25 protein-coding genes are annotated in these 26,931 nt (G+C 73.0%); 14 read left to right on the top strand and 11 right to left on the bottom strand.

Going from position 1 to position 26,931, the window contains the following annotated elements; translation table 11 throughout:
• Positions 1-3: 3 nt before the first annotated feature.
• Positions 4-558, top strand: coding sequence for a methylated-DNA--[protein]-cysteine S-methyltransferase (locus ACZ9QC_RS32035; RefSeq protein ID WP_472916288.1), 555 nt, complete (start codon positions 4-6; stop codon positions 556-558).
• A gap of 58 nt (positions 559-616) precedes the next feature.
• Here the strand turns inward: ACZ9QC_RS32035 and ACZ9QC_RS32030 are convergent, their stop codons facing one another.
• The gene (locus ACZ9QC_RS32030; protein WP_472916287.1) at positions 617-1,045 is read right to left on the bottom strand and encodes a VOC family protein; all 429 of its coding nucleotides are present in this window, start codon (positions 1,043-1,045) and stop codon (positions 617-619) included.
• 105 nt (positions 1,046-1,150) lie between these two features.
• Here ACZ9QC_RS32030 and ACZ9QC_RS32025 point away from each other — a divergent pair, with 105 nt between their 5' ends.
• Together ACZ9QC_RS32025 and ACZ9QC_RS32020 are read left to right on the top strand one after the other, a co-directional pair.
• Entirely contained in the window at positions 1,151-2,050 is a 900-nt protein-coding gene (locus tag ACZ9QC_RS32025; RefSeq protein ID WP_472921868.1) for a pseudouridine-5'-phosphate glycosidase, read from the top strand.
• A 94-nt stretch (positions 2,051-2,144) separates the two neighbouring features.
• Positions 2,145-3,074 (top strand): carbohydrate kinase family protein, encoded by a 930-nt coding sequence (locus tag ACZ9QC_RS32020; RefSeq protein ID WP_472921867.1) that lies wholly within the window; start codon positions 2,145-2,147, stop codon positions 3,072-3,074.
• Positions 3,075-3,269: 195 nt separating this feature from the next.
• On the opposite strand, the gene ACZ9QC_RS32015 is transcribed toward ACZ9QC_RS32020, so the two are convergent.
• Entirely contained in the window at positions 3,270-4,067 is a 798-nt protein-coding gene (locus ACZ9QC_RS32015; protein WP_472916286.1) for a methyltransferase domain-containing protein, read from the bottom strand.
• A gap of 255 nt (positions 4,068-4,322) precedes the next feature.
• Here ACZ9QC_RS32015 and corA point away from each other — a divergent pair, with 255 nt between their 5' ends.
• A complete protein-coding gene (gene corA / locus ACZ9QC_RS32010) occupies positions 4,323-5,450 on the top strand; it encodes a magnesium/cobalt transporter CorA (RefSeq protein ID WP_472916285.1) in 1,128 nt (375 codons plus the stop codon).
• A 54-nt stretch (positions 5,451-5,504) separates the two neighbouring features.
• Here the strand turns inward: corA and ACZ9QC_RS32005 are convergent, their stop codons facing one another.
• Together ACZ9QC_RS32005 and ACZ9QC_RS32000 are read right to left on the bottom strand one after the other, a co-directional pair.
• Positions 5,505-5,933: a CBS domain-containing protein gene (locus ACZ9QC_RS32005; protein WP_472916284.1), complete on the bottom strand. Its 429-nt coding sequence runs from the start codon at positions 5,931-5,933 to the stop codon at positions 5,505-5,507.
• Positions 5,934-6,101: 168 nt separating this feature from the next.
• The gene (locus tag ACZ9QC_RS32000; RefSeq protein WP_472916283.1) at positions 6,102-6,743 is read right to left on the bottom strand and encodes a nucleoside/nucleotide kinase family protein; all 642 of its coding nucleotides are present in this window, start codon (positions 6,741-6,743) and stop codon (positions 6,102-6,104) included.
• 176 nt (positions 6,744-6,919) lie between these two features.
• Here ACZ9QC_RS32000 and ACZ9QC_RS31995 point away from each other — a divergent pair, with 176 nt between their 5' ends.
• The 3 genes from ACZ9QC_RS31995 (at position 6,920) to ACZ9QC_RS31985 (ending at position 9,843) form a co-directional block, all read left to right on the top strand.
• Positions 6,920-7,603 carry a DUF2293 domain-containing protein gene (locus ACZ9QC_RS31995; protein ID WP_472916282.1) on the top strand — a complete coding sequence of 228 codons (684 nt, stop codon included), beginning with the start codon at positions 6,920-6,922 and terminating at the stop codon, positions 7,601-7,603.
• Between the two features lie 208 nt (positions 7,604-7,811).
• On the top strand, positions 7,812-8,291 hold the full coding sequence (locus tag ACZ9QC_RS31990) for an anthrone oxygenase family protein (RefSeq protein WP_472916281.1): 480 nt from the start codon (positions 7,812-7,814) through the stop codon (positions 8,289-8,291).
• Positions 8,292-8,355: 64 nt separating this feature from the next.
• Positions 8,356-9,843, top strand: a complete 1,488-nt coding sequence (locus ACZ9QC_RS31985) for a glutamate synthase subunit beta (RefSeq protein ID WP_472916280.1) — start codon at positions 8,356-8,358, stop codon at positions 9,841-9,843.
• 42 nt (positions 9,844-9,885) lie between these two features.
• On the opposite strand, the gene ACZ9QC_RS31980 is transcribed toward ACZ9QC_RS31985, so the two are convergent.
• A complete protein-coding gene (locus tag ACZ9QC_RS31980) occupies positions 9,886-10,404 on the bottom strand; it encodes a carboxymuconolactone decarboxylase family protein (protein WP_472921866.1) in 519 nt (172 codons plus the stop codon).
• Positions 10,405-10,538: 134 nt separating this feature from the next.
• On the opposite strand from ACZ9QC_RS31980, the gene pdxR reads away from it, so the two are divergent.
• The 4 genes from pdxR (at position 10,539) to ACZ9QC_RS31960 (ending at position 16,433) form a co-directional block, all read left to right on the top strand.
• The gene (gene pdxR / locus ACZ9QC_RS31975) at positions 10,539-11,945 is read left to right on the top strand and encodes a MocR-like pyridoxine biosynthesis transcription factor PdxR (RefSeq protein ID WP_472916279.1); all 1,407 of its coding nucleotides are present in this window, start codon (positions 10,539-10,541) and stop codon (positions 11,943-11,945) included.
• Between the two features lie 286 nt (positions 11,946-12,231).
• The gene (locus ACZ9QC_RS31970; RefSeq protein ID WP_472916278.1) at positions 12,232-14,685 is read left to right on the top strand and encodes a PEP/pyruvate-binding domain-containing protein; all 2,454 of its coding nucleotides are present in this window, start codon (positions 12,232-12,234) and stop codon (positions 14,683-14,685) included.
• Complete coding sequence (locus ACZ9QC_RS31965; RefSeq protein ID WP_472916277.1) at positions 14,685-15,569, top strand: hypothetical protein; 885 nt, start codon at positions 14,685-14,687, stop codon at positions 15,567-15,569. The genes ACZ9QC_RS31970 and ACZ9QC_RS31965 overlap by 1 nt, the downstream gene beginning before the upstream one ends.
• A 138-nt stretch (positions 15,570-15,707) precedes the next feature.
• On the top strand, positions 15,708-16,433 hold the full coding sequence (locus ACZ9QC_RS31960; protein ID WP_472916276.1) for a protein-tyrosine phosphatase family protein: 726 nt from the start codon (positions 15,708-15,710) through the stop codon (positions 16,431-16,433).
• 84 nt (positions 16,434-16,517) lie between these two features.
• Here the strand turns inward: ACZ9QC_RS31960 and ACZ9QC_RS31955 are convergent, their stop codons facing one another.
• The 3 genes from ACZ9QC_RS31955 to ACZ9QC_RS31945 all read right to left on the bottom strand — a co-directional run bounded on the left by ACZ9QC_RS31955 (position 16,518) and on the right by ACZ9QC_RS31945 (position 18,567).
• Positions 16,518-17,333, bottom strand: coding sequence for an SAM-dependent methyltransferase (locus ACZ9QC_RS31955; RefSeq protein WP_472916275.1), 816 nt, complete (start codon positions 17,331-17,333; stop codon positions 16,518-16,520).
• A 79-nt stretch (positions 17,334-17,412) separates the two neighbouring features.
• Positions 17,413-17,697: a DUF397 domain-containing protein gene (locus tag ACZ9QC_RS31950; protein ID WP_472916274.1), complete on the bottom strand. Its 285-nt coding sequence runs from the start codon at positions 17,695-17,697 to the stop codon at positions 17,413-17,415.
• Positions 17,698-17,706: 9 nt separating this feature from the next.
• Complete coding sequence (locus ACZ9QC_RS31945) at positions 17,707-18,567, bottom strand: helix-turn-helix domain-containing protein (RefSeq protein WP_472916273.1); 861 nt, start codon at positions 18,565-18,567, stop codon at positions 17,707-17,709.
• Between the two features lie 249 nt (positions 18,568-18,816).
• Between ACZ9QC_RS31945 and ACZ9QC_RS31940 the strand changes: the two genes are divergently transcribed.
• From ACZ9QC_RS31940 to ACZ9QC_RS31930, 3 genes are all read left to right on the top strand, one after another.
• Positions 18,817-19,608 (top strand): ATP-binding protein, encoded by a 792-nt coding sequence (locus ACZ9QC_RS31940; RefSeq protein ID WP_472916272.1) that lies wholly within the window; start codon positions 18,817-18,819, stop codon positions 19,606-19,608.
• The gene (locus tag ACZ9QC_RS31935; RefSeq protein WP_316729336.1) at positions 19,599-20,066 is read left to right on the top strand and encodes a hypothetical protein; all 468 of its coding nucleotides are present in this window, start codon (positions 19,599-19,601) and stop codon (positions 20,064-20,066) included. Before ACZ9QC_RS31940 ends, ACZ9QC_RS31935 begins: the two co-directional genes overlap by 10 nt.
• 295 nt (positions 20,067-20,361) lie before the next feature.
• Entirely contained in the window at positions 20,362-22,335 is a 1,974-nt protein-coding gene (locus ACZ9QC_RS31930; protein ID WP_472916271.1) for an ABC transporter ATP-binding protein, read from the top strand.
• A gap of 3 nt (positions 22,336-22,338) precedes the next feature.
• Here the strand turns inward: ACZ9QC_RS31930 and ACZ9QC_RS31925 are convergent, their stop codons facing one another.
• From ACZ9QC_RS31925 to ACZ9QC_RS31915, 3 genes are all read right to left on the bottom strand, one after another.
• Positions 22,339-22,524 carry a hypothetical protein gene (locus tag ACZ9QC_RS31925; protein ID WP_472916270.1) on the bottom strand — a complete coding sequence of 62 codons (186 nt, stop codon included), beginning with the start codon at positions 22,522-22,524 and terminating at the stop codon, positions 22,339-22,341.
• Between the two features lie 253 nt (positions 22,525-22,777).
• The gene (locus ACZ9QC_RS31920) at positions 22,778-24,196 is read right to left on the bottom strand and encodes an amidohydrolase (RefSeq protein WP_472916269.1); all 1,419 of its coding nucleotides are present in this window, start codon (positions 24,194-24,196) and stop codon (positions 22,778-22,780) included.
• 321 nt (positions 24,197-24,517) lie between these two features.
• The gene (locus tag ACZ9QC_RS31915; RefSeq protein WP_472916268.1) at positions 24,518-26,506 is read right to left on the bottom strand and encodes an FUSC family protein; all 1,989 of its coding nucleotides are present in this window, start codon (positions 26,504-26,506) and stop codon (positions 24,518-24,520) included.
• Positions 26,507-26,931: the final 425 nt, after the last annotated feature.

Below are 26,931 nucleotides of genomic sequence, written 5' to 3'. Positions count from 1 at the left end.
CCCATGAACAGCCATGCGCAGGACGAGCAGCGGGTGGTCTGGGCCGTCGTCGGCTCGGACATCGGCCCGCTGCTGCTGGCCGCGACGGACGAGGGCCTCGTCAATGTCGTGTTCCACGCCACGGAGGCGGTGCGCGACCGGACCCTGAACCGGCTCGCCTCCCGCCTCGGCACCACTCCCGTGGAGGCGCCCGACGCACCTCAGCTGGCCGAGGCCATACGTCAGTTCGAGGCTTACTTCGCGGGCGAACGGCACGACTTCGCGCTGCCGCTCGACTGGTCGCTGATATCGGGGTTCAACCGCCAGGTGCTGCGCGAACTGGCGTCGGGCGTCCCCTACGGCTCGGTCGTGGGGTACGGCGATCTCGCGCGGCGCGTGGGACAGCCCGGCGCGGCCCAGGCGGTCGGCGTCGCGATGGGGTCGAATCCACTGCCCGTGGTGGTGCCGTGCCACCGGGTGGTGGAGAGCGACGGTGGCATCGGCGGGTTCGGCGGCGGACTGGAGACGAAGCGGAGACTGCTGGCGCTGGAAGGGGTGCTTCCGCAGCCGTTGTTCTGAACGGGTGGCCGGAATCCGTGACGGCTGCCGGGCGGTGCGTCATTCGTAGTGCCGCGCCTCATTCGTAGTGCCGCGCCTCGAAGACGTTGCCGTCCGGGTCCTGGAAGTAGAAGCTGCGCAGGGCGGGTCCGCGGGCGCCGAAGGAGTCGTGGGAGATCTCCGAGACGGGAACCTCCCGCTCCTCCAGTCGGTCGCGCAGTTCGTCGAAGGCGGGGCCGGGCACGGCGAGGCACACGTGGTTGACGGGATGTCCGGCACCGGCGGCGGCGCCCGGCACCATCCGCATCTTCGGGGCCGTGGCCAGCGGCATGAGATCGATGATGGTCTCGTCGTTGACCCGGACGGAGGGGAAGGGTGCCTGTCCCGTCGTGTACTCGTCGACTCTCACGGGTTCGAGGCCCACGACCTTCTCGTAGAACCCGGCCGCGGCGACCGGCTCCCGCACCCAGAGGACGACGTGGTCGAGGCGTGTCGTGTTCTCCTTCATGCACCTCAGGCTGGTGTCCTGCACCACAGCGCGCAAGGGTTTGGCCGGGCGCGCCGTCCGCCAGGGATGAGGGAAGAACGTCCGACAGGAGGCAAGCGCGTGCTGATGGTGTCCGAAGAGGTACGGGAAGCGGTTGACGCGCGTCGACCCGTGGTGGCGCTGGAGTCGACGATCATCGCGCACGGGCTGCCCCGCCCCCGCAATCTGCAGGTGGCGCTGGAGCTGGAGGAGGTCGTACGGCAGGAGGGCGCCGTACCCGCGACGATCGCCCTACTGGACGGGCGGCCGCACATCGGCCTCGACAAGCAGCAGTTGGACCGGGTCGCGAACGAGGACGGCATCCGCAAGCTCGGGCACCGCGATCTGCCGTCGGCGGTGGCCGCGGGCGTGAGCGGAGCGACCACCGTGTCGGCGACCGCCCAGCTGGCGGCCCTCGCGGGCGTACGGGTGTTCGCGACGGGTGGGCTCGGCGGTGTGCACCGGGAGTGGACGGTGACCCAGGACGAGTCCGCCGACCTGGGGCTCCTCGCACGTACCCGGATCACGGTGGTGTGCGCGGGCGTGAAGTCGATCCTGGACGTGCCGGCGACCTTGCAGCGGCTGGAGACCCTCGGTGTCGCGGTCGCCGGGTACGGCACGGACCGCTTCCCCGGCTTCTATCTGTCCGACTCGGGCCATCCGGTGGAGTGGACGCTCGGGTCGCCGGGCGAGGTCGCGGACGTCATGCGGGCGCAGGACGCGCTCGGCGGCCCCGAGTCGGCGCTGATCGTCGCCAACCCCGTGCCGGAGGAGGAACAGCTCGATCCCGAGCTGCACGCGCGCGTGCTCGCGGAGGCGCTGGCGGCGTGCGAGGCGGAGGGCGTCACGGGCCAGGCGGTCACACCTTTCCTGCTGAGCTATCTCGTACGGCACACGGACGGCGCCTCCCTGAGCGCCAACCTCGCGGCGGTACGCGGCAACGTACGGCTCGCGTCGCGTATCGCGGCGGCCTGGGCCGGGGCGTGAGGTGAACCACCGGCGAGGTGCGAACGGGCCCGGTGGTGCTGGGGGTGAGCCCGGTGATGCCGCGGGTGAGCCCGGTGGTGCGACGGGTGGTGCGCTGAGCGGGGCCGGTGACGGGCGCGGGGCGCTGCTCGTCGTGGGGGACGTCGTGACGGATGTCGTCGCCCGGCACCGCGGGCCGCTCGCGGCGGGCACGGACACGGCCTCCGCGATCCGGACGCTGCCGGGCGGGGCGGGCGCCAACGTGGCCTGCTGGGCGGCTCATCGCGGCTGTGCGGACGTGCGGCTGCTCGGACGGGTGGGCACGGACGCGGCCGCCTGGCACGAGCGGGAGCTGCGGGCCTCGGGGGTGCGACCCCATCTGGTGGTCGACCCGGAGGCGCCCACGGGGACGGTCATCTGCCTGGTGGACACGGGCGCCGCGGCCGAGCGCACGTTTCTCACCGACAGCGGCGCCGCGCTGCGGCTGGACCCGGACGACTGGTCGCCGTCCCTGCTCGACGGGGTCGCGCGGCTGCATCTGTCGGGCTATCTGTTCTTCGCCGAGCCGAGTCGCGCGCTGGCCTCCGTGGCCCTTGCGTCGGCACGCGCGCGCGGAGTGCCGGTGAGCGTGGATCCCGCGTCGGCGGGGTTCCTCACACGGCTCGGCGTGGACCGTTTCCTCACGCTCGTCGAGGGGATCGATGTGCTGCTGCCCAGCCGCGACGAGGCCCATCTGCTGACCGGGCTGCCCGATCCGGCCGACGCGGCGGCCAAGTTGAGCCGTCTCGTCCCCCTGGTGGTGGCCAAGCAGGGGGCGGACGGTGCCCTCGTCGCGCGCGAGGGCGTCGTCGTGTCACGGATCCCGGCGGCACCCGCCACGCCCCGCGACACCACCGGCGCGGGCGACGCCTTCACGGGGGCGTTCCTGGCGGCGCTGCTCGCGGGCGCGGACGCCGAGGGGGCGGCTGCCGAGGGGTGCGGTGCGGGTGCGCTGGCGGTGGAGAAGGTGGGCGGGAGACCGCCGGGAGCCGACCCGGCCGGTTGACGTGAACGGGTGGTGACCGGGCGATCCGGGCCGGGCCGCGTGACGGGCGAGCAGGCCAGGCGACCGGGGCGCGCGGCTGGGCGATCGGGGCACCGGTGGCCGCCGACGGGGTCGCACCGCCCGTCACCTGATCACCGCGCCCACCACCGGATCCCGCGCCCGCCCGCCGGGTCCCGCACCGCTCCCGGTCTGCCGCTATGCCTTTCGGCCCCAGGCCGAGATCAGGGGTGGGGCGGCGATGTCCAGCGCGCCGGAGGCCACAGCCGACAGATGCCGGTCGATCTCCTCCGCCGTGGCGAGGTTCGCCGTGACGAGCGCTTCGCGGAGCCGGTCCACGGTGGTCGACTCCAGTGCGGCACAGGCCGGTGCGGCGACGGGGAAGTACGCGTCGGCTCCCACACCGCGCAGGCCGGCGGTCCGCAGCAGGCGAGGCAGCCGGCGACCGTGCGCCGGGTCGGTCCCGCGTTCGGCGAGCAGTTCACGCACGGCCTGGCGAAGCCGGTTGGCCAACTGATGCTCGGGGCCGGACTCCTCCAGGCAGGCCAGGGGTTGGAGGGCTGCGTCGCTGTCCTCGACGAGGAGCCGTCCACCGGGACGCAGTGCCTTGATCATCGACGACAACGCCTGCTCCTGGTCGGGCGCGTGGGCCAGGGCGAGCCGGGCGTGCACCAGGTCGAAGCCGTCCCCCGGGGGCTCGTCGACGCCCACATGATGGACGAGTGCCTCGACCGGCGGGCGGGTGACCGAGGGAACGGCCCAGGAGATGTCGGTGTCCGTCGCGATGACCTTGCCCGTCGGCCCAACCTTCTTGGCCAGCCAGGAGACGACCGAGGCGCCGCCCGCGCCGACCTCCCAACAGCGCCAGCCGGACCCCAGACCGAAGGCCTCCATGTGCCGGAACGTGGTGGGGTCGAAGAGCGTGGCGAAGGCGTCGGGGCCCTGCCCCGTCTCGGTCCGCCGCTGGTCCAGGAGATACCCGTCGGTTCGCATCATGCACCGATCCTCCCATTTGACCGACTTGCCCTATGCGGCGACGCTCCCGCAGTCGTGCGGCAGTCCCCGCGGCGACCGGCCGGAAACAACCGGATCGAGACGGCCGGATCGGAACGGCCTCACCGCCCAGGACGTCTACAAGTGAAGCGGAACGCTCCGTTCCCACAGTCTTACCCGGCACTCGTTCGGCCCTGGCAAACTGGCGCGACAAGGCACGGAGTGCGGTGCGAGGAGATCCACGCAAGGAGAGACCAGATGTCCATGGCAGGGAATCTGCGGAAGGTCACCGGCCTCGACAGGGTTGTCGGCCTGCGCACGATGGCACGGCTGGCCCGGCGGCGCCCCCGCGTCGACCTGAGCCATCCGGCCCGCTCCCCGCTGGGCACCTCGGTGGTGAACTGCGTGACCTACCACAAGGGTGTCCGATCCCCCGCGGTCCGCGATGTCGTGGAGGCGCTCAAGCAGGTCCGCCGGCACGACCACGGCTTCGTCTGGCTGGGGCTGCACGAGCCGACGCAGCGGGAGTTCGCGGGTATCGCCGAGCTCTTCGGCCTGCACCCGCTGGCGGTGGAGGACGCGGTCGAGGCCCACCAGCGGCCGAAGCTGGAGCGCTACGACGACACGTTGTTCGCGGTGTTCAAGACGGTCTGCTACGTCGAGCACACCGAACTGACCGCGACCAGCGAGGTGGTGCACACCGGCGAGATCATGGTCTTCGTCGGCGCCGACTTCGTGATCACCGTCCGCCACGGACGGCACGGTTCGCTCGGTCCGCTGCGGGAGGAACTGGAGGCGAATCCGGAGCAGTTGGCCAAGGGACCGGCCGCGGTGCTGCACGCGATCGCGGACCATGTGGTCGACGACTACCTGAGCGTCACGGATTCCGTCCAGACGGACATCGACCAGGTCGAGACCGATGTCTTCGCCGCGAACGGCGCGCGTGTCGACCCGGGCCGCATCTACCAGCTCAAGCGCGAACTGCTCGAACTGAAGCGGGCGGTGGCCCCGCTCGCCCGCCCGCTCCTGGAGCTCACCTCACGACCGATCCGGGTGGTCGACCCGGAGATACAGGCCTACTTCCGCGACGTCTCCGACCACTTGCTGCGGGCCACCGACCAGATCGCCGCGTTCGACGAACTGCTGAACTCGATTCTCCAGGCGCATCTCGCGCAGGTCAGCGTCGCGCAGAACGAGGACATGCGGAGGATCACGGCATGGGCCGCGCTGATCGCCGTGCCGACCATGGTGTGCGGGGTCTACGGCATGAACTTCCAGTACATGCCGGAGCTGCACTGGAAGTTCGGCTATCCCCTCGTCCTGGGAGTCATAGCCGCCGCCTGCGTCACCCTCTACCGGGGCTTCAAGCGCAACGGATGGCTGTGACTCCCGGAGCGGGGAGGTGATCGAGCGGCCGGGCGTCACGCCCGACGCCGGCGGTCAGTGCGTCGCGCTCTTCGCGTAGACGCTCTCGGCCCAGGAGGCGATCTGATCGTCCGACAGGTGATGGGCGAGGTCGGCTTCGCTGATCATGCCGACGAGACGCTTGTTCTCGATCACCGGCAGCCGGCGGATCTGGTGCCCCTTCATCTCCTGGAGCACCTCGCTGACATCGGCGCCCGCGTCGATCCAGCGCGGTGTGCCCTTGGCCATCTCGCCGGCCGTGATCGTCGACGGGTCGTGGCCCAGGGCGACACAGCCGACGACGATGTCGCGGTCGGTGAGGATGCCGCAGAGTCGTTCGTTCTGGTCGCTGATGGGCAGTGCACCGACGTTCAGCTGGCGCATCAGCTGGGCGGCCCGGTCGAGGGTCTCGTGGGCGGGGATCCACTGGGCGCCGCGGTGCATGATGTCTCCGGCGGTGGTCATGTAGTACCTCCCGTTGCCGGACGGCCGGCGCGGCGCAGGACGCACCGCTAGTCCCGGCGCCTTTCATTCTTGCCGCGACCGGACCGAGGCGCATGCGGAGCGACGCGTGCCGCCCCCGCGGGGCGAGGTCGGGGTTCGGTCGACGCTGTGGACGAATCCCGCACCCGGTCAGCCGTTCCAGGCCGGGTGGCGTGGGTCGTCGGCGCGGACCAGGACATCGGCCGTGGCAGCCGGGTGGGTCTCGGTCTCGTAGCGCTCGAAGGCGGGGAGGGTCCAGTGCTCGCCCTCGGGGGTACGGCGGCGCAGGGCGCCCGGGGAGAGGAGGACATGGACGGTCAGGTCGAAGGGGAACCAATGCTTCAGGAGGAGGGGGCCGTGCGTCAGCAGGATCGCGCCGGGCGGGAGGGTCACGTAGGGGCTGCGGGTCGCGCGGTCGGTGGTGGGGTCCCAGAGGTCGGGCAGGACCCGCCCCGTGCCGCCGGGGTCGAGCGGGCCGAAGACCTCACGCCACAGGGCGGCGGTGTCGAACCAGCCGTCGTAGTACGCGTCCACGTCCTCGTGGCCGTACTCGAACCGCAGCGACGCCGGCCGGAGGAAGCCCTCGGTCCCCACGACGAGCGAGGACCGGCCGCGTATGCGCAGCGCCTCGGAGACCAGGGCGGCGAGATCACCGGGGTGGGCCGCAGGGGCGCCGTCGAAGGCGATCCGCGGCCAGGGCGAGCCGTCGTCCGGCTTCAGGTCGAGGAGGCGGTCGGCGAGACGGTCGGCGAGCCGCTCCCAGGTGATCGCTTCGAATCGCACACGGCCCATGATGCCGCGCGCCACGAGCGGTGCCCGACCCGGTCGGGGATCTGGCCCGGGATCCGGTCGGCGTTACGGCCAGCGGTCCGGGCGGGGGTCTGGTCGGCGGTCCGGCCGAAGGTCTGGCCAGCGGTCCGGCCGGAGGACTGCGTGACCATGCGGTCACCAGGGGGAATGAACCGCGTATGGCAGCGCTCACTACTCCCCCGCCCCGTACCGGACTTGTCGTCGTGCAGGCACTCAGGAAGAAGCACTGCGCCGAGTGCCGGAGCGGTCCCGTGGCGCTGCTGGTCCTGGAGGAGGGAGCGCCGCGCTGCCTGGACTGCTCGGACCTCGGGCACCTGGTGTTCCTGCCCCGGGGCGACACCGCGCTCACCCGGAGGGCACGGGAGGAGAGCGCGCTGTCGGCGGTGGTCGTCCGGTTCAATCGGCGCCGCGGCCGGTACGAGCGGCAGGGCGTCCTGGTCGAGGAGGCGGGGCTCGCCCGGGCCGAGGAGCGGTGCCTGGCGGACGCGGAGGCGCGACGCCGCCGCCGGGTACGGGACGCGCGGCGCCGGGCGGCCGAGGACGTGCGCTTCACGGACGCCTTCGCCGCGGAGGTACGACGGCTGTTCCCCGACTGTCCGCCCGAGCGGGCCCGGGAGATCGCCGCCCACGCCTCGCTGCGCGGCAGCGGCCGCGTCGGGCGCAGCGCGGCGGGGCGCGCGCTCACCGAGTCCGCGGTGACCTCGGCGGTCATCGCGTCGGTACGCCATGTGGACACGCCGTACGACCACCTCCTGATGAGCGGCGTCCCCCGGTACGAGGCGCGCCGGCGGATCGCGGCCACGGTGGAGGCGACGCTGCGGGGGTGGCGGGGGGCGCCGTGATCGATCTTCCAGTCGGCATGGACCCCACAGAACCCGTCCTCGATGCACCCCAGGCCCATGCTCACCCAACGGACGGCTCCGTCGGTTCCGAGCGAGAACGCGACCGCGGCGGAAGGGGCGATCTTCGGGGAGGTTCACTTGTGGTGATGTCGGGCGGTGGGCAGGATCCTCGGGGGATCCAGCTCGGGGGATCTAGGTGGGAGCGGACATGATCGATGGGCCGTACTTCGTACTGACGGTGCTGGGCCTGCTCGGGACGGCGATCGTGGCGGGCGTGTTCTGCGGGTTCTCGACGTTCGTGATGAAGGGGCTGGCGTCGCTGCCGCCCGCGCAGGGCGTGGCGGCGATGCAGGCGATCAACGTGAGCGCGCTGACGCCGGCGTTCATGCTCGTGTTCGTGGGTACGGCGGTGCTGTGCGCCGTGCTGGCCGTCGTGACGTTCGTGCTGTGGCCGGACGGGGGCAGAATCGAACTGCTGCTGGGCAGCGCGCTGTATCTGTTCGGCTGCTTCGGGGTCACGATGGTGGCGAACGTGCCGCGCAACGAGACCCTCGCCAGGCTGGAGGCGGGCACGTCGGAGGCGGCGACGTACTGGCGCGACTATGTGAGCCGGTGGACGACGTGGAACCACGTGCGGGCGGTCGCCGCGGCCGCCGCGGCCCTGTCGTACCTGCTGGCGCTCGCCTGAGGCGGGGGCGGCGGGCGCGTCGTATCGTGGCCCTTACGCGTACCTCTCCGTGAGGGAGACGGCCATGGCCGATCCCAAGGGTTTTCTGACCACACCACGCGAGGACTGGCCCCGTCGCCCCGTGGAGGAGCGGGTCCGGGACTGGGACGAGGTGTACGTTCCCGGGGCCCTGCTGCCGATCATCAGCAAGCAGGCGGACCGCTGCATGGACTGCGGGATCCCGTTCTGTCACGACGCCTGTCCGCTGGGGAATCTGATCCCCGAGTGGAACGATCTCGTGTCGCGGGAGGACTGGCGGGCGGCGAGCGACCGGCTGCACGCCACGAACAACTTCCCCGAGTTCACGGGCCGGTTGTGTCCCGCGCCCTGTGAGGCGGGGTGTGTGCTGGCGATCAACCAGCCCGCGGTGACCATCAAGAACGTGGAGGTGGCCATCGCGGACCGGGCCTGGGAGGACGGCTTCACCCCGCCGCGTCCGCCCGACCGGTTGTCCGGGAAGACGGTCGCCGTGGTCGGCTCCGGGCCCACGGGGCTGGCGGCGGCGCAGCAGTTGACGCGGGCCGGGCACACGGTCGCGGTGTACGAGCGTGCCGACCGGATCGGGGGTCTGCTGCGGTACGGGATCCCGGCGTTCAAGATGGAGCGGCGTCATCTGGACCGGCGGTTGGAGCAGATGCGGGCGGAGGGCACGAAGTTCCGGACGTCGACCGCGGTGGGAGTGGATGTCGAGGCGGGGGAGCTGCGGGCCCGGTACGACGCGGTGGTGATCGCGACGGGGGCCACGGCGTGGCGGGAACTGGACGTGCCCGGCCGGGAGTTGGCCGGCGTTCACCAGGCGATGGAGTATCTGCCGTTGGCCGACCGGGTGTGCGAGGGGGATCTGGAGGTGTCGCCGTTGTCGGCGGCCGGGAAGCATGTCGTGATCGTCGGGGGTGGGGACACGGGGGCGGACTGTCTGGGGACGGCGGTGCGGGAGGGGGCCGCGTCGGTGACCCAGTTGGACATCTATCCGCTGCCGGAGGCGGAGCGTGACGAGGACGTCGAGCCGTGGCCGACGTATCCGAAGGTGTACCGGCTCTCGGCGGCGCACGAGGAGGCGCGTGACTTGCGGTCCGCGCCGGCGGCGGACGCGGACGCGCGGCTCTTCGCGGCGTCCACACTCCGCTTCACCGGGGACGGGTCGGGGCGTGTGCGGGCGTTGCACCTGGTCGAGGTGGACGAGCGGCGGCAGGCCAGGCCGGGTACCGGTCGGACGCTGCCCGCGGATCTCGTCCTGCTCGCGCTCGGGTTCTCCGGTCCGGATCGTCATGACGGGCTCGTGGACCAGCTCGGGCTGGCCCTCGACCCGCGCGGGACGATCACGCGGGGGCCGGACTTCGCGACGAACGTGCCCGGGGTGTACACCGCCGGGGACGCGGCCCGTGGGCAGTCCCTGATCGTGTGGGCGATCGCCGAGGGGCGGGCCGTGGCCGCCGCGGTCGACCGTGGTCTGACCGGGGCGGACCGCCTGCCGGCACCGATCGGGCCGTACGACCGCCCGATGACTGTGTAGCCGTCGGCAGGTGCCGGAAGCCGAAGGGAGGGGGCTTGAGGGCTAACGGTTGTCCGTGCCTGCTTGTTTGGCGGTGGCGAGGGCGATGCGGTTCCACGTGTTGATGGTGAGGATCAGGGCGAGGACGTGGGCCAGTTCGGTGTCGTCGAAGTGGGTGGCGGCTTCGGCGTAGACGGCGTCGGGGACCCCGCCGTCGGCGAGGAGGGTGACCGCTTCGGTGAGGGCGAGCGCGGCCTGTTCGCGGGCGGTGAAGAAGTGCCGGGCCTCGCGCCAGACCGGGATCATGTGCAGCCGGTCCTCGCTCTCGCCGGCCTTGCGGGCGTCGTTGGTGTGCATGTGGAGGCAGTAGGCGCAGTGGTTGAGGTGGGAGGCGCGGATCTGGATCAGTTCGACCAGGGCCGGGTCGACGCCCTCGCGGGCCGCCGCGTCGAAGCCGATGAGGGCGCGGAAGGCGTTCCTGGCCGACTTCGCGAAGTCGAGCCGGGGCGCGGCGCCCGCCGTCACGTCCGTCACCGTCGCGTCCCTCGTTGCCGCCACGTTCGTCACCGTCGTGCCTGTCACCGTCGCGTCCGTCGCTGCCGCGCTCGTCACGGTCGCGTTCGTCGTCGTGCTCGTCGCCGTCGTGTTCGTCGTCGTGTTCGTCGTCATGACCATGAATCTATGGGGCGGAAAGACCTGTCGTAGGGTGCATTTCCATGGTGGATTCGTGGGTCAATTCGGCGGAGCTGTTCGGGGCCGATCTGCATCTCGAACTGTCCGGCGGAGGCGGCCGGCGGGCGGCGTTGATCCGGGCGTTGCGGGAGGCGGTGCGTGATGGTCGGCTGGCGCCCGGGACCCGGCTGCCGCCGTACCGCTCGCTCGCGGCGGACCTGGGGGTCGCCCGCAACACGGTCGCCGACGCGTACGCGGAACTGGTCGCGGAGGGCTGGCTGACCGCCCGGCAGGGGTCGGGGACGCGGGTCGCGCAGCGGGTGGAACCCCTGGGCGCCCCACGCGTGCCCCGGAAGGCACCCCGCGCGCGTGGGCCACTGCACGACCTGCGGCAGGGCACGCCGGACGCGTCCGCGTTCCCGCGGGTGGCCTGGGCGGCGTCGTACCGCAGGGCGTTGACGCGGGCGCCCAACGAGGCGTTCGGGCCGGGTGATCCGGCGGGCCGGGTCGAGCTGCGGGAGGCGCTCACCGAGTATCTGGCACGCGCGCGGGGCGTGCGGACCGAGCCCTCGCGCATCGTGATCTGCTCCGGTTTCGCGCACGCGTTGCGGCTGCTGTTCCACGGCCGGGTGCTGCGAGGGCCGCTGGCGGTGGAGTCGTACGGGCTGGGCTTCCACCGCGAGTTGCTGGCGGCGGCCTCCGTACGGACCGTCCCACTGCCGCTCGACGAGGACGGTGCCCGGGTGGACGGGCTGGACCGGGAGAGGGCGGTGCTGCTCACGCCCGCGCACCAGTTCCCCACCGGCGGGCCGCTGCATCCCGAGCGGCGGGCCGCCGTCGTGGACTGGGCACGCGCGCGTGGCGGGGTGGTTCTGGAGGACGACTACGACGGGGAGTTCCGCTACGACCGCAAGCCCGTCGGGGCCGTGCAGGGCCTGGATCCCGACCGGGTCGTCTTCATCGGCTCGGTCAGCAAGAGTCTGTCGCCCGCGCTGCGGCTGGGGTGGATGGTCCTGCCGGAACGGTTCGTGGACGCCGTGGTGGAGGCCAAGGGAGAGCGGGAGGCGTGGGCGAGCGTGCCGGACCAGCTGGCGCTGGCGGACTTCGTGACGTCCGGGGCGTACGACCGGCATGTGCGGCGTATGCGGCAGCGGTACCGGGGGCGTCGGGACCGGCTGGTGGCGGCCCTGGCCGCGCACGCGCCGCACATCGAGGTCACGGGGATCGCCGCCGGGCTGCACGCGGTGCTGCGGTTGCCGCCCGGTACGGAGCGGTCGGTGGTGAAGGCGGCGACCTGGCGGGGTGTCGCCCTGGACGGACTGGCGGCATTCCGGCATCCCGAGGCGAAGGGGGGCGCCCCGGACGGGCTGGTGGTGGGGTACGCGACGCCGCCGGAGCACGCGTACGCGGCGGCGGTGGAGGCGTTGTGCGGGGTGCTCCCGCCGGGCTGAGCGGCCGCCCGGCTGAACGGTCGGCCGTACGGCGCGGCAGGCCGGCGGGCGGTGCGTCGGTTGGTCGGTGTGCGGGTGTGGCTCGGTGGGTCGTCGACCGAAGGGTTCCGGTCGACAGGAAAAGCAGGGCGGTGGGAGCATTGAGGTCAGGAGGTACGTCACCGCTGTCGCCGCGCGGGCACCCCACAATCCGGTGGTGGCCTGCCCCCATCCTTCGTTCCGTCGTCAGGCGTAGGGCCCCTCCTTCGCGTCCCCCCTGTTGGCGGCCGGTCCGGGAGGGTGCTCGATGACGACGCTCGACGAACGTCACGAATGTCACGGAGAACACGGAGAAGGTGCGCACGGCGGGGCGTCGCCCCGGCGCGGCGGCACTCTCGGTTCTCGCGTCGTCCCCCTGAGCCGGCCGACGGCCTCGCTGCCTCTGCTCACCGGATCCAAGGCCGCCCACCTCGCGCGGGCGGCCCGCGCCGGGTTGCCGGTGCTGCCCGGCTTCGTGATCCCCTACGCCCCTCTGGGCCCGGACGACCAGCGGCGGGACCCTGACGGCCTCCAGGACCCCGACGGTCTCCAGGACCCCGACGGTCTTCAGGACCCCTACAGCCCGCAGGACTGCGACGGTCCGCAGCACCCCGACGGCTCGCCGGACCCGGGCGACCTGGGGGACCCGGGCGACCTGGGGGACCTGGGGGACCTGGGGGACCCCGACGATCTACGGGACCTGCCGCGCGCCTGGGCCGAGTTGTCCCGGCACGGGGCGCGGTCCCTGGTCGTGCGGTCCTCCTCGCCGCAGGAGGACACGGAGGAGTCCTCGTTGGCGGGACGGTTCGACTCGGTGCTCGATGTGCGGGGTTGGGAGGAATTCCTGGCGGCGGTGCGCACGGTGCTGGTCTCGGCCTGGGGGCCCAACGGTGACAGCGCGCCGATGGCCGTGCTCGTCCAGCCGATGCTCAGGGCCCGGGTCGGGGGTGTGCTGTTCGGCGCGGACCCCGTGGCCGGGCGGACCGATCGGATGCTGGTGAGCGCGGTGCGGGGCGGGCCCGACACGTTGGTGAGCGGGGAGCAGCCCGGGACGAGTCACTGGGTGAGCCGGTGGGGGCGGCTGCTGCGGACGGAGTCGTCCGACGGCGGGGCGTTGCTCACCGGCGCCGAACTGCGTCGTCTGGCGCGGCTGGCCCGGCGGGCCGCCCGGGTGTTCGGCGGGCCCCAGGACATCGAGTTCGCGTTCGACGCGGACGGACGGCTGTGGTTGCTCCAGAGCCGCCCGATCACGGCGATGGGGCCCCGTCCGCCGCGTGGCGCCCGGCTGCTCGGTCCGGGGCCGGTGGCGGAGACCCTGCCGGGGCGGTTGGAGCCGCTGGAGGAGGATCTGTGGGTGGCGCCGATGGCCCGGGGGCTCGCCATCGCGCTCGGCCTCGGCGGGAGCGCGTCGCGTCGGCGGTTGCGGTCGGCGCCGGTGGTCGTGACGGTCGGCGGACGGGTCGCGGCGGACCTGCGGCTGCTGGGCGCCGTCCCGCCGAGGCATCCCTGGTTGGCGTGGCTCAATCCGGCGCCGGGGGCCCGGCGGCTGGGTGCCGCCTGGCGGGTGGGACGGCTTACCTCGACCCTGCCGGGCCTGGCGCAGGACCTGGTGGCCGACGTCGACCGGCGGCTGGTCGAGACCCCGCCGACCGGAGATCTGCCGACCGTCGAGTTGATCTCGACCCTGCGCTGGGCGCGGTCCGTCCTGGTCTCGCTCCACGCTCAGGAGGCGCTGGCGGGTGCCCTTCTCCCCGAGCCCCGCGTCACGGCCGCGGGGACCGCTCTCGCGACGCTCACCGAGTCGAGGTACCGGGACCGGAGCCTGCCGGACCACCAGGTGGTGGCCGCCGAACCCGTGGTCCTCGCCCTGACGGCTCCGAGCCTGTGGGGCGGCCTGCGGCTGCCCCCACCGGAGCCCGTCCACCGCAACGGCGCTTCCGCTACCGCCTCCGCGACCGCCTCGGCCACCCCCGCCCCGCACCTCTCTCCCGAAGCCGCCCTGGCACCCGCCTCCTCGCACTCCCCCTCCGCACGCCCCTCCCCCACCCGCGCCGCCCAAGGCGAGACCACGGGCCCCCTTCCGTCCGCGCGGCGTGCGGGGCCCGTCTCCCCGGGCGCTCTGCCGCCGCGCGAGGCCCTGCGGCTGCGGGTCCGGTGGGTGCAGGAGTTGCAGGTCAGGCTGGTACGGGAGGCGGCGCGCCGGTTGCTCGTCCGGGGTGTGCTGGGTGAGGCCCGGCGGGTGGGGCTGCTGCGGTGGCAGGAGTTCGTGACCGCGCTGGAGACCGGTGGGCTGCCGGGGGACTTCGCGGAACGGCTGCCCCGGGCCGCGTCCGCTCCGCTCCCGGACCGGTTCCGGCTCACGGAGGGCGGTGTGGTCGTCGCCGACCGCGCCACCGGGCCGTCCGGCCCGGGAGACGGGAACGGCGGCCGGGGCGTGTCCGGCGGCCGGGGCATGGGCACGGTGTGGGACGGCGAGGGGAGCGGGCCGCCGGACGCCGTGCTGGTGGTCCGGACGCTCGATCCGGCGCTGGCCCCGCTGCTGCCGCGCGTCACGGGGCTGGTGGCGCAGACGGGCAGCCCGTTGTCCCATCTGGCGGTGCTGGCACGGGAGTACGGCGTGCCGGCCGTGGTGGGCGTCGACGACGCGGTGCGCCGTTTCCCGCCGGGGACCCGGGTGACGGTCGACGGGGGCACCGGCGACGTACGGGCGGAGGGTTCGTGATGCGGCGCCTCGCCTACCTCTTCGGGGGCGCGGCGGCGGTCGGCGCGGGCGTCTACTTCGTCGTCTACCTCTACCGGTGGCAGTGGCAGCGGGCCATCCTCAGCGGGGTGCTGCTGCTGATCGTCGGGGTGCTGCTGCTGGGGCTCGTGCTGTTGGGGCGGCTGGCGCGGATCGAGGAGCGGATCAGGGAGAGCGACCGTCGGCAGCGGGACGCGCTGGCCCGGCTGCGGCAGGCGCACAGCGGTGAGGGCGGCGACCGGTTCCGCTGGCTGGAGGATCCGGCGAGTCGGACGTACGTCTTCGTGCCCGTGCTGTTGATCACCGGTGTGGTGCTGTCGGGGATCGCGTGGCTGGTGCAGCGGATCGCGTCGGTCACGGCCCGGCCGACGGCGGAGCGGCACCTGGCCGGGCGGCTGGCCGTGCTCACGGCGCCCGATCCGGCGCCGGACGCCGATCTGGAGGACACGGCTCCGCCCGGTGGCGGCCGGGGACGGGCGGCGCGGCTGATCACCGTGGGGGTCGGCGTCGCCCTGCTGGTCTCGCTGGTGGTCGGGCTCGCCGACCTCACGCAGACCAGGAAGGAGGAGAGGAACGGGGCCGAGGCGACGTCCGTGCTGGTCCGGGTGGACATGCGGGGCGTTCCCCCGAACGCCGAGCGGCAGGCCATGGCCGCGTCACAGGCCTGGGAGCGCTGCCGGAACTCCACATCGGTGCCGCTGCGGCGGACCACGCTGGGCGAACTCGGCGACGGGATGTTCGCGGCGGTCGTCCGCCCCTCCCTGACCGATCACGACCGGCTCCGGCTGCGCGGCTGTCTGGAGGACGCCGACGTGGATCGCGCGCACCTCACCGTGGTGGGCATCGGAGACGCGGACCGGCCGTGACCCTGGAGATCATCAGCTAGGACAAGATCTCCGCAATCACCCCAAATGAAGTGAGGTGGCACACAAGCAGACAGAGCGCTTATGTCGGGCAGGCTACGATGCGGGACAGACCCCCCGTCCCCAACCCCCGGGTCATCCATGTCTGTCCCTGTCGCACCTCCGCCCGTACGCCCGGATCCCTCCGCCCCCTCCGCCCGCCCCCGCGCACTGCGCCGCAAGGTGGTGCGTGTGCTGATCGGTGTGCTGCTCGGCTACCTCGCCATCTGGGCCACGGGCTCCCTGGGCGTCCTGGCGATGACGTACGTGGCGCGTGAGACCACCTCGGTGCCCGAGGGGACGCGCTCGGTGAAGGGCATCCACAACTTCCAGCCCGTCGGCACGGACGGCGAGCTGTGGCGCGGGGCCGCCCCCTCCCCCGCCGGGTACCGGTCGCTCGCCGATCTCGGCTTCACCACGGTCGTCGACCTCCGCGCGGAGAAGCTGAGCGCCGCCCAGCTCGCCCTTCCGCGCGAGGCGGGCCTCGACGTCGTACGGGTGCCGATGCGTGACGGGCAGACCCCCACGCCTGAGCAGGTGCAGCGTCTGCTCGACACGGTCTCCGAGAGCTCCGGGCCGGTGTTCGTGCACTGCGGCGCCGGGGTCGGCCGTACGGGGACGATGGCCGCGGCCTATCTCGTGAAGACCGGGCAGGAGGACTCGCCGGGCGCGGTCTGGCGCAACCTGTCGGTCGGGCCGCCGTCGATCGAGCAGATCTACTACGGGCTGATGCTGGAGCGGGAGCGCGACACGGCGCAGCCGCCGCTGCCGGTGGTCGCGGTGAGCCGCCTCGTCGACGCGCCGCGCCGGATCTGGTCGTACGTGTAGGCGATCGCACCAGGACGCACGAGTGCGCGGCACGAGCCCGAGAGGCCCGTGCCGCGCGGTCGTGCACCGGTCTTCGATGCCGCCCTACGGCTTGCGGGCCACCGCCCCGTACCCCGGGATGACCCCGTCGTCCTGGCCGGGGACGGGGTCGCCGAGTTCGGGGTGCCAGTGGTGGGGCACCTCGACGCCGGGGTCGACCAGTTCGAGGCCGTCGAAGAAGCGGGCGAACTCATCGCGGGAGCGCAGGGCCAGGGTGACGCCGGCGGCCTTGAGCTTCTCCGTGGCCGCCTTCGACTCCTCCGGGGTGAAGTCGGCGGTGGCGTGGGTGACGACCAGATGGCTGCCGGAGGGCAGTTCGGCCATCAGCCGCTGGACCAGGGCGTGCGCGCCGTCCTCGTCGGAGACGAAGTGCAGCAGCGCGATCAGCGAGACCGCCACGGGCCGGTCGAAGTCGAGGACCTTCTTGGCGCCCTCGACGATGGCGTGTGGGTCGCGCACGTCGGCCTGCAGATACTCGGTGCGCCCCTCCGGCGTACCGCGCAGCAGGGCCGCCGCGTGGGCCAGCACGATGGGGTCGTTGTCGCAGTAGACGACGGCGGCGTCGGGGGCGACCCGCTGGGCGATCTGGTGCAGGTTCGGCTCGGTCGGGATACCGGTGCCGATGTCGAGGAACTGGCGGACGCCGTGCTCGGCCAGCCAGCGGGTGGAGCGGTGCATGAAGGCACGGTTGACCTGCGCCATCACCGGCACGCGGGGGTCGAGGGCCAGCATCTGGCGGCCCATCGCCTCGTCGACGGGGTAGTTGTCCTTTCCGCCGAGGTACCAGTCGTACATCCGGGCGGGATGGGGTCTGCTCGTGTCGATCTCGACGGGGGGACGCCCGTTCATGACGAACTCCATGAGGTTCCGCGGCAGTCAGTGATCAATTCAGGGCCAACATAGGGGGATCGGCTGAACAACAGGGAGGGCGCAACAGGCCTCAGGAGAGCAGGAAGTCGGCCACCCCCGCCTTGGCGCCCTGGATGAAGGCGTTCATCTCGTCCGGCGTGTAGATCAGCGCCGGTCCGTCCGGGTCGGTGGACTGCCGTACGGCGATCCGGCCGTCGGCGAGCTTCATGGCCTCCAGGCAGTTCCCTCCGTTGCCTCCGCTCCAGGGCTTGTGCCAGCCCTCGCTGCCCAGCTCCCGGGCGGGCATGCCGTTGTAGACGCGGTTGTGCGACTGGGTGCGTGTGCGCGTCTGCGCCTGCGGCTTGATGAATTCCATTCGGTGTCTTCAGAGCTCCTCGCGGAGGTCCCGGAGGACCTCCTTCGTGCGTTGTGCCGTGGCGGCCTGCGCCGCCATGCGGTCCATGACCTCGAGGTGGGTCGCCACCTCGGAGCGGTCGTCCAGGTAGACGGCGCCGGTCAGGTACTCGCTGTAGACCATGTCCGGAAGCTCCGGCATGGCGAAACGGAACAGGACGAACGGCCCGTACGTGCCGGGGTGCGGTCCTGTGTCGAACGTGGCGACCTGCACCGTCACATGCGGCAGCTCCATCGCCTCCAGCAGTCGGTCGATCTGCGCACGCATGACCGCCGGGCCGCCGACGGGGCGGCGCAGGGCGGTCTCGTCCATCACGCACCACAGCCGGGGCGCGTCCTCACGGGTGAGCAGTTCCTGGCGTTGCATGCGCAGGTCGACATGGCGCTCGATGTCCGCGGGCTTGGTCTGGCCGATGGCGCCCGAGGTCATGACGGAACGGGCGTAGTCCTCGGTCTGCAGCAGGCCGGGGACGAAGTGCGGGTCGTAGCCGCGGATCAGGGAGGCCGCGCCCTCCAGGCTGACGTACATGGAGAACCAGCCCGGCAGGATGTCGTGGTAGCGCTGCCACCAGCCGGGTTTGTTGGCCTCCTCGGCGAGCTGGACGAAGGTCTCGGCCTCCTCGTCACCGACCCCGTACGCCTTCAGCAGAAGCTGGAGGTAGGGGATCTTGAGGGCGACCTCGGCGGTCTCCATGCGGCGGACCGTGGCGGCGGTGACGTGCAGGACGCGTGCGGCGTCCTCGCGTCTGATGCCCGCGCGCTCGCGCAGGTCCAACAGACGCCGACCGAGCACGACCTGCCCGACCGTCGGCGCGGACCGCGGCTCGCTCATCTCGCCTCTCTCCCTGTGACCCTGCGCTGACCTGCGTCGGTGTTCGGCCCATCCCGGTGCCGACAGCTTTGCGGCGCCGTTCGGAGACCTCGCGCGTCGCACTCGTCCGTGTACGCATACGAACACTGTGCGTACATACGAACGTTGTGCGAGGGATTTCCAACTGGCGCCGCTACACGTGCTGTTGCGTGCAGTGTGCCACGACCGTTCAGAGAGTCACACGGCACTCTGCAATTTTCAGAGTGACACTTGCCAAGTGTTCACGGCGGGGCGATAGTGGCAAGCGTGATTCCGCCCCCTGCGCCGTTAGGAACAGACGCCGCCGGTGACCGTGTCGGTCCCGGTCCGGCCGCCGGGGCGCGCCCCGAGACAGTCGCCGAGCGCCGGTTTCGATTCGAGCTGGCCGCGCACCCGGGTGCCGTGGCCCAGGCCCGGCGTGTGACCCGTGACCAGCTCACCGGCTGGGCCCTGTGCGAGGACACCTGCGACACCGCCGCCCTCGTCGTGTCCGAACTGGTGACCAACGCGATCGTGCACACCGCGAGCGCCCAGATCGTCTGCGAGCTGTCCGACGGCGACGAGCTGGTGCGGATAGCGGTACGGGACGAGGGCTGTGCGCCCGGCGAGCCGCACCCCTCGCCGCAGCGGCCCGAGGAGGAACACGGCAGGGGGCTGCTCCTCATCGAGTCCCTCTGCCGCTCATGGGGTGCCCAGCCGGTCGGTCTGGGGCTCCTGGTGTGGGCTGACGTGCCGCGCGGACTGCTCGCCCCCCTCGCGCCGGCGGTCACGCCCGAGCCGGTCGTGGACATCACCCCGGTCGCGGGCAGGGGCCCGGACACGGCGGCCCGGTCCGATCTGGGCTGGGGTGCGAAGAAGCCGCCGGCCGAGGACCGGCCCGGTGAGGCGGAGTCCTTCCGCGTCAAGGGCGTCGAGGGCCACCGCGGCGGTGCCGAGGCCGGGTACCGCACGGGGTTCGAATGTCGTACGGAAGTCGGAGTCCGGCCCCAGGCCGGACGGCGGGCGGGGGCCGAATGGGTGTGAGCGCGTCGATCGGTCCCGCTCGGCCCCCCGGTGGGGGCAGAGTGGCTCGCGTGGTGAGCCTCGACACCCTGACCCGACTGCGCCGCGCCCAGCGTTCCGCCGCGCCGACCCGCCCCATCCCCCTGCCCGAGGGCATGACCGCGCCCATGGGATGCGACGCGGTCGCCGTCCCGGCCCGCTTCGGTCCGATGGTCCTGCCCCGGCTGCCCCGTGTGGGCTGCGTCTACGCCGACCGGGCGCACTGGTGGTGGATCGTGCCGGCCGACTCCGACTACGCGCTGGAGTGGCCGTCGCCGGTGCGCTACACCACCGGGGCGCTGGTCTCCGACGGTGCGGCCGCTCCCGGGCTGATCCTCAGGCCCGAGGGGACGATTCCCTATACGCCGCCGATACCGCTGTACCTGGCGCTGTGCCGGGTGACGGGGACCACGCCCACATGGTCCCGCATGACCGCGTAGGGCTCCGCCCGGTGGCGCCGCGTTCCTGGTAGGGGCTGCGCCCCTGTGTGCGCGGTCGGTTGGGATGGGATCGGTCTCGTGGGCGGCTGCCCGGCCGTGGGGGCCGGTCGCGCCGTTCCCCGCGCCCCTGAAGGGGCCTGCGGCCCCTTCGGAAGTCCTGGCGGGGGATCCCGAAAGACACCCTCGCGCGCCCCTTGTGCTCCGGGTGGGTCGTGGTGGCACCCTCGTGCGCCCTGGTCGGGAGGGGAGGGTCCCGGGATAGTGGCCGTCTGCGACGACTCGGGGGAGGCCGTGAGTGGGGAAGGCGCGTGGTGGGGGCAAGCCGGAGACGTCCGAGTCGGAGACGCTCCTCTTCGGAGGGCCACTGCGGTACGACATGGGCTGGTCGCAGCATGCCGACGCCTTTCTGGAGCTGAACTTCCGCGCGATGATCCGGCGGCTGCCGTCGCTGCTCGCGTCGAGCTTCCGGCTGGCCTGGCAGGCGGACCGGCGGGCCGCGCGGACCGTGCTGGCCGCCGAGACGGGCCGGGGCCTCGCCCAGGCGGTGAGCCTGCTCGCGGTGAACACGATCCTGGCCCGGCTGATGGCGGACGGCACGGTCGAGGCACGGCTGCGGGAGGCGGTCCCCGCCCTCGTCACCATCGCCGCGGTCATGCTGGTGGCCACGGTGCTGCGGGCCGCGTCGACGTACGCCACGGGCCGGCTGGAACCGAAGGTGGAGCGGGTCGCGACCGAGCTGTACCTGGAGCGGGCGGCGGCGGTGGAGCTGTCCGCGATCGAGGACGACGGCTTCCACAAACTGCTGGACACCGCGAAGTACGGCGCCCAGTCTGCCCGCCGCATGATCAGCTACTCGGCGCGCGTGGTCAACGCGCTGATCTCGCTGATCGCGGCGGCCGGCGTGCTGACCGTGCTGCACCCGGCCCTGCTGCCGCTGCTGGTCACGATGACCCTGCCGAGCGCCTGGAGCTCCCTGACGATCGCCCGCCGCCGCTACACCTCGTTCCACGCCTGGGTGCAGCACGCGCGGGCGGGCTATCTGATCGGCTCCCTGCTGATCGAGCCGGAGGCGGCCCCGGAGATCCGGGTGCACGGCGTCGGCCCGTTCCTGCTGCGCCACTACCGGTCGATGTCGGAGACCGCGGAGGCCGAGCAGGCCCGGCTGGCCCGGCTGGCGGCCCGTACGGGCCTGTACGCGGCCGTGTGGACGGGGCTCGCCACCGTGGCGACGTACGCGACGCTGGGCGGTCTGCTGCTCGCCGGTGCCATGGCCCTGTCCGTGGCGGGGACGGCGGTCCTCGCGATCCGCACGGGTTCGTCGAGCCTGGACACGCTGGTCCTGGAGGTGAACGCGCTGCACGAGGAGGCCCTCTTCGTGGGCGACATGCAGCGCCTGTACGTGGAGGCCGCCAAGCGCGCGATCCCGGAGGGCGGTGATCCGCTGCCGGAGGACCCCCGGGAGATCCGGGTGGAGAACGTGACCTTCTCGTACCCGGGGAAGGCCGGCCGGCCCGCGCTCAAGGACGTCACCCTGACCGTGCCGCTCGGCAAGATCGTGGCGCTCGTCGGGGAGAACGGCTCGGGCAAGACGACCCTGGTCAAGCTGCTCGCCGGGCTGTACGCGCCCGACCAGGGCAGGATCATGTGGGACGGCGTGGACGCGGCGGGCGCCGACCGGCGGCAGCTCGCCGAGCGCATCGCGATGGTCGCGCAGGACTTCAAGCGCTGGCCCTTCACCGCCCGCGTGAACATGGCGATCGGCCGCCCGTCGGCACCGATGACCGAGGAGCGGCTCGCCACGTCCGTCGCGGAGGCCGGGGCGCAGGACGTGATGGACGATCTGCCGCGCGGCCTCGACACGCTGCTGGGCAAGGGGTTCAGCGGCGGGCACGAGCTGTCGGGCGGACAGTGGCAGCGGCTGGGGATCGCGCGGGCCGCGTACCGGCGCGGGCGCATCCTCATCGTGGACGAGCCGACGGCCGCCCTGGACGCGCGCGCCGAGCTGGAGGTCTTCGAGAAGATCCGCGCCCTGGCGGGCACCGGTCAGACGGTCGTCCTGATCACCCACCGGCTGGCGTCGGTCCGCCACGCCGACCTCGTGCACGTCCTGGACCAGGGGCGCCTGGTGGAGTCCGGCACCCCGGACGAACTGCTGGCCACGGGCGGGGTGTACGCCGAGCTGTACTCGCTCCAGGCGGCGCAGTTCGCGGCGCGGCTGCCGACCGGGCGGACCGCCGCGGCGAGGGTTCCCTCGCCGAAGGCGGGGTGACGGTCAGGCCGACGCGGCCGCGGCGGTCTCGGCACCGCGCACGATGACCAGGAACATGTCCGTCGCGATGTCCATGACGACCTCGGCCTGCTGCCCCTCCAGGCGAGCCGCGTGCGCCAGTTCCTCCGCCGGCCACGAGCCGCGCGGTCCACCGGCGGGAAAGCGTCCCAGCACCGTTCGCCCGTTCACCCTGCACCTCCATGTCGCGCTGAACCCGTGAGCCCGTAGCCCGCGGCTAGTCAGCTCGTAGATTTAAACGCCAACCATGGGGTGAACGGCTCGCGAAGTGACGGTACTGAGACGTAGTTGACACGAGGTCAACCGCGGATTGTGAGGTCCCTCTCAGAAACCACACATTTCGGTGACGGAGCGTGCCAACACTTGCACTATTTGTCACTCCTCGTGCGTGTCCCGCGTCGTGATACGTGCCCGCTCGCCACAGCTACCCCGGCGCCTTGTCGTAGTCCTGGATCCGACCGCCGTGGCTGCGGTCGGTGAGTGCGGCCAGGCGGCCCGTCATCTCCCGTACCGTCGCCGGCACGTCGACGGTGAGCAGCTCGCGGTCGCGCATCAGGACGCGGCCGTCGACGATCGTGGTGGTGACGTCGGCGGAGCGGGCGCTGTGCACGAGGGTGGCGGCGAGGTCGTGCACGGGCTGGGTGTGCGGGCCGGTGAGGTCGACGAGGACGATGTCGGCCCGCCGGCCGGGGGCGAGGCTGCCGATGGTCTCCCCCAGTCCCACGGTCCGGGCGCTCTGGAGCGTGGCGTGGTGCAGGGCCTGGCGGGAGGTCAGCCAGCGCGGGTCGCCCTCGGTGGACTTCTGCACGAGCGCGGTGAGGGCCATGGCCTCCCATACGTCGAGGGAGTTGTTGGAGGCGGCGCCGTCCGTGGCGAGTCCGACGGGGACGCCGATGCGGCGCAGGGCGCGCACCGGGGTGGTGGGCCAGGCGAACTTGAGATAGCCGCGGGGCGCGGTCGCGACGGCCACCGGCCCCGTCGCCCGCTCCAGGACCGGCAGGTCGCGCTCGACGATTCCGGTGCCGTGCGCGATGAGGACGCCCGCGGGGAGGCCGAGCAGTCCGGTGCGTTCCAGGACCTCGATGGGCGTGACGCCGTGCCGGGCGAGGCTGTTGTCGGTCTGGTCGCGGCTCTCCGCGGCGTGCAGGTGCACGGGGAGGTCGTGCGTGTGGGCGAGGTCGGCGGTCGCGGCGAGGTCGGCGTCATCGACGGTGTAGGGGGCGTGCGGGGCGAGCGCGGTGGTGATGCGCCCGCCGGCCGCGCCCCGGTGCCGTAGCGCGAACTCCAGGGACTTCTCCCGGCCCTCGGGCCCCTGGGAGGAGAAGAATGCCTCCCCCAGATGCGCCCGCAGGCCGGTCTCCTCGACGACGGCGGCGACGGTGTCCATGGCGAAGTAGTGGTCGGCGAAGCAGGTCACCCCGCCGCGGATCATCTCCGCGCAGGCCAGCCGGGCTCCCAGCTCGACGTCCCGCGCCGTCAGGTTGGACTCGACGGGCCAGATGACGTCGTTGAACCACTCCTCGGCCGGCATGTCCTCCGCGATGCCGCGCAGCGCCACCATGGGCGCGTGCGTATGGCAGTTGACGAGCCCCGGCAGGGCGACCTGTCCCCGCGCCTCGATGCGTTCCGCCGTGGGCACGGGGGCCGTCTCCTCCGCCGGTCCGATGCTCGCGATCACCCCCTCCCGTACGACGATCGCGGCGTCCTCGACGAACGCGATCCGCTCGTGCTCGTCGTGGACGAGGGCGGTGCAGCCGGTGATGACGAGCTCGGCGGGGGATGGGGACGAGGCCGGGGAAGGGGGCGCGGAGGAGGGGGGTGCGGGCGGAGGCGGCGGCGTCATGCCGTCACGGTACGACCGGGGCGGGCTCGGGAGGGGGGTGACTCGGGCATCGGGGGTTGGTTCCGGCCGCTGCCCGCTCCCGGACGCGGGCGGTCGTGCCAGCGTCCGGGCGTCGCTGTCGCCGGGTCGTGCCACCGCCGGGTCGTGCCGCCGCCAGGTCGTGCCGCCGCCGGGTCGTGCCGCCGCCCGGACGTCGCCGCCTGATCGCCCGCCCGGGCATCGGTCACCTGTCGCCATCGGCGGCGCCCGGTCCGGGACGGGTGTGCGGGGTCGGCGCCGGGCGCCCGTCACCCCGGCCCAGACACCACGCGATCCACTCCCTCACGCCCTCACGCCCGGCTTCCGCAAGAGGTCGGGCGCGGGCGGTGGGGCGGGGAGGCTGATGTCGACATGCCTTCGGTGGCGGGCGAGTTCGTCGAGGAGAGCGGTGAGCCGCTCGGTGTGATGGCGGCCGAGCCGTCCCGTGTCGTCGAGGTGCACGGCGCAGGCGGTGGTGGTGTCGACCAGCCGCTCGAGAACGGCGGCGATCTCGTCGGTGCCCTCGGTGTGCCGGGCCAGGGCGGGAAGTTCGGCGCCGGAGAGCGCGATCGCGGCGCGGGCCCCGGCGAGCGAGCGGTAGGCCTCGCGGCGCAGCGTCCAGCGGGCGGCCCGTTCGTCGGCCTCGCCCGGCAGGGCCGCCCCGACGGACACGGTGACACCGTTGGGCGTGGCCGCGCCGCTCGACGGTGACGGCCCGCCCGCGCCAGGGTCGGCGCCCGGCGTGCGCGCCTCGTGCAGGACGTGCGCGAGATAGGCGTGCGCCGCCGTGCCCGCCTCGGTGAGCCGGGCGCGTACGCCCCCTCCTCGCTGCCCCCTGGGCATCGGCAGGTGTCCGACGATCAGGACGATGGCGCAGGCGAGCAGGGTCTCGGCGATACGGCTCCAGGAGGCCTGGGGATCCCCGCCGACCATGACGAGGGCGAGCACCAGCACGGTGACGACCGCGGTCTGGGCGGCGAAGTGCCGGGTGGCGACGGGGATCAGCGCCCCGCTGACGGCGACCAGGGCGATGAGTCCCTCCGGCCGGGGCAGCACGGCGGCGAATCCGGCGAAGAGCACGGCACCGAGCACGGTCCCGGCCGCCCGGCACAGCACCCGGGACACGAGCGGCCCCAGGTCGGGCTTGACCAGGAAGACGGCGGTGGCGGGCAGCCAGTACCAGTGCTGGTGGTGCAGCGCCTGCGCCACGGCCGCGGCGGCGCCGAAGGACAGGGCGACCCGCAGCCCGTACTCGCGCCCGCCGGAGCCGAGGCCGAGCCGGACGAGCGATCCGAGAGTACGGCGGCGGGTGTGCAGGTCGTGTGGGTCGCCGCCCCGGTCGAAGGTCTCGGCGGCGCGCAGCAGCGCGTCGTCGAGGGCGCGCAGCGCGGGCGCGGAGCGTGCGGGCGCGGGCAGCGGGCCGGTGGCGGTGTTGCCGCGTACGGCCGTGGCGAGCCGTCGGGGTCCTTCGGAGGCGCGGCCGACGACGGCGTCCCCGGCCCAGGCCAGCGCGGTCGCCGCCTCGGCGAGCGGGAGCGCGGCGGTGTACTGGGCGTGCAGGCGGCGTTCGGCCGACGAGCTGGCGAAGCGCCGCAGCCGGGGTCCGGCCAGGGCGTCCTGGGCGTGGTCGAGGGCGGCGGTCAGCGCGGCCCGCCGGGCGACGGCGGCGGAGGTGCCGACCGCGTCCAGCAGGGCCGCGATCGCGTCGTACACGGCGGCGACGGCGTCCCGTTCGCCGTCGAAGCGGTAGTCGCCGGCGGTGAGGATCGCGGGGGTGGGCAGGGCGAGGCGCAGCGCGAGCAGCCATCCGGCGCCGGCGAGGTAGGCGAGCGCCCGCTGCCACCCCGGTTCCGGCAGCGGCATCCCGGCGCCGATGGCGGCCGCGACCAGCAGTTGGGTGCCCGCCCCGGAGTACACGGGCCCGACCGCGCTCATCGCGCCGGCGAGCAGCCCGAGCGCGGTGAGCAGCAGGGTGAGGACGACGGCTCCGGCGTACTGCCCGGCGTACGTGCCGGCGAGGAGCCCCACGGCTCCCGCGAGCGCGGGCACTCCGAGCCGTTGCACGGCGGCGCGCCTGCTGCCGGGCCGGTCGTTGATGCCGGCGAGCATGGCGCCGAGTGCGGCGAGCACCCCGACGGAGGGGCGCCCCGACACCACGGCGACCAGCAGCAGCGGTCCGCCGGCCAGCGCTCCCCGCAGCACCGCGTTCCAGGGAACGGGCCCTCGCTGCGCACGCAGGGCGTGGGCGAGCCAGGGCGGCAGGGCGAGGGCGGCACGGCGGGGGCGGGACACGGGGCTCCTGTCGTCGGGTGAGGGCGGGGGTGTGCCTTCGGGCGACGGTGGCCGGGGCGGTGGTGGTGTGCGTATGCGTATGCGTGTGCCCTCCACCGTAGGTCCCGGAACTCGAGGAAGTGGGACGCTCGCATTACCGCGATGTGACGATCTCTGTAGAGGCCATGTTCTTTATGAACGCAATAAAGGTGGACCCGGGGGCGTAGCCGGCCCCCGGGCCCTGATATGCCGCCCCTTGGGCACGCCGCGACGGTTGAGAACCCGGGTCAGTCATCATGTCGCCGCGTCCTGCCTTTGGACCACCACGCATCGAGCTGCGCGGGCTGGACTTGAACCAGCATTTCGACGTCCGGGGCCTGGGTCCGGTCGTTGCGGCGATCGGCGGCGAATACTGAGTCTGGAGCAATAGTCTGAGATTGATCACG

Source organism: Streptomyces sp. HUAS MS02 (genome assembly GCF_055702265.1).
The sequence above is the reverse complement of the archived record's forward strand: the minus strand, read 5'-3'. Positions and strand labels throughout refer to the sequence as shown.

Coding starts and splice junctions, on each gene's coding strand:
- ACZ9QC_RS32030 (WP_472916287.1), bottom strand. CDS start 1,045: ATGAAGGAGAACACGACACGCCTCGACCACGTCGTCCTCTGGGTGCGG.
- ACZ9QC_RS32035 (WP_472916288.1), top strand. CDS start 4: ATGAACAGCCATGCGCAGGACGAGCAGCGGGTGGTCTGGGCCGTCGTC.
- ACZ9QC_RS32025 (WP_472921868.1), top strand. CDS start 1,151: ATGGTGTCCGAAGAGGTACGGGAAGCGGTTGACGCGCGTCGACCCGTG.
- ACZ9QC_RS32005 (WP_472916284.1), bottom strand. CDS start 5,933: ATGACCACCGCCGGAGACATCATGCACCGCGGCGCCCAGTGGATCCCC.
- ACZ9QC_RS31920 (WP_472916269.1), bottom strand. CDS start 24,196: ATGACGCCGCCGCCTCCGCCCGCACCCCCCTCCTCCGCGCCCCCTTCC.
- ACZ9QC_RS31960 (WP_472916276.1), top strand. CDS start 15,708: ATGTCTGTCCCTGTCGCACCTCCGCCCGTACGCCCGGATCCCTCCGCC.
- ACZ9QC_RS31990 (WP_472916281.1), top strand. CDS start 7,812: ATGATCGATGGGCCGTACTTCGTACTGACGGTGCTGGGCCTGCTCGGG.
- ACZ9QC_RS31965 (WP_472916277.1), top strand. CDS start 14,685: ATGCGGCGCCTCGCCTACCTCTTCGGGGGCGCGGCGGCGGTCGGCGCG.
- pdxR (WP_472916279.1), top strand. CDS start 10,539: ATGGTGGATTCGTGGGTCAATTCGGCGGAGCTGTTCGGGGCCGATCTG.
- ACZ9QC_RS31985 (WP_472916280.1), top strand. CDS start 8,356: ATGGCCGATCCCAAGGGTTTTCTGACCACACCACGCGAGGACTGGCCC.
- corA (WP_472916285.1), top strand. CDS start 4,323: ATGTCCATGGCAGGGAATCTGCGGAAGGTCACCGGCCTCGACAGGGTT.
- ACZ9QC_RS31945 (WP_472916273.1), bottom strand. CDS start 18,567: ATGAGCGAGCCGCGGTCCGCGCCGACGGTCGGGCAGGTCGTGCTCGGT.
- ACZ9QC_RS32000 (WP_472916283.1), bottom strand. CDS start 6,743: ATGGGCCGTGTGCGATTCGAAGCGATCACCTGGGAGCGGCTCGCCGAC.
- ACZ9QC_RS31935 (WP_316729336.1), top strand. CDS start 19,599: ATGGGTGTGAGCGCGTCGATCGGTCCCGCTCGGCCCCCCGGTGGGGGC.
- ACZ9QC_RS32015 (WP_472916286.1), bottom strand. CDS start 4,067: ATGATGCGAACCGACGGGTATCTCCTGGACCAGCGGCGGACCGAGACG.
- ACZ9QC_RS31950 (WP_472916274.1), bottom strand. CDS start 17,697: ATGGAATTCATCAAGCCGCAGGCGCAGACGCGCACACGCACCCAGTCG.
- ACZ9QC_RS31955 (WP_472916275.1), bottom strand. CDS start 17,333: ATGGAGTTCGTCATGAACGGGCGTCCCCCCGTCGAGATCGACACGAGC.
- ACZ9QC_RS31970 (WP_472916278.1), top strand. CDS start 12,232: ATGACGACGCTCGACGAACGTCACGAATGTCACGGAGAACACGGAGAA.
- ACZ9QC_RS31995 (WP_472916282.1), top strand. CDS start 6,920: ATGGCAGCGCTCACTACTCCCCCGCCCCGTACCGGACTTGTCGTCGTG.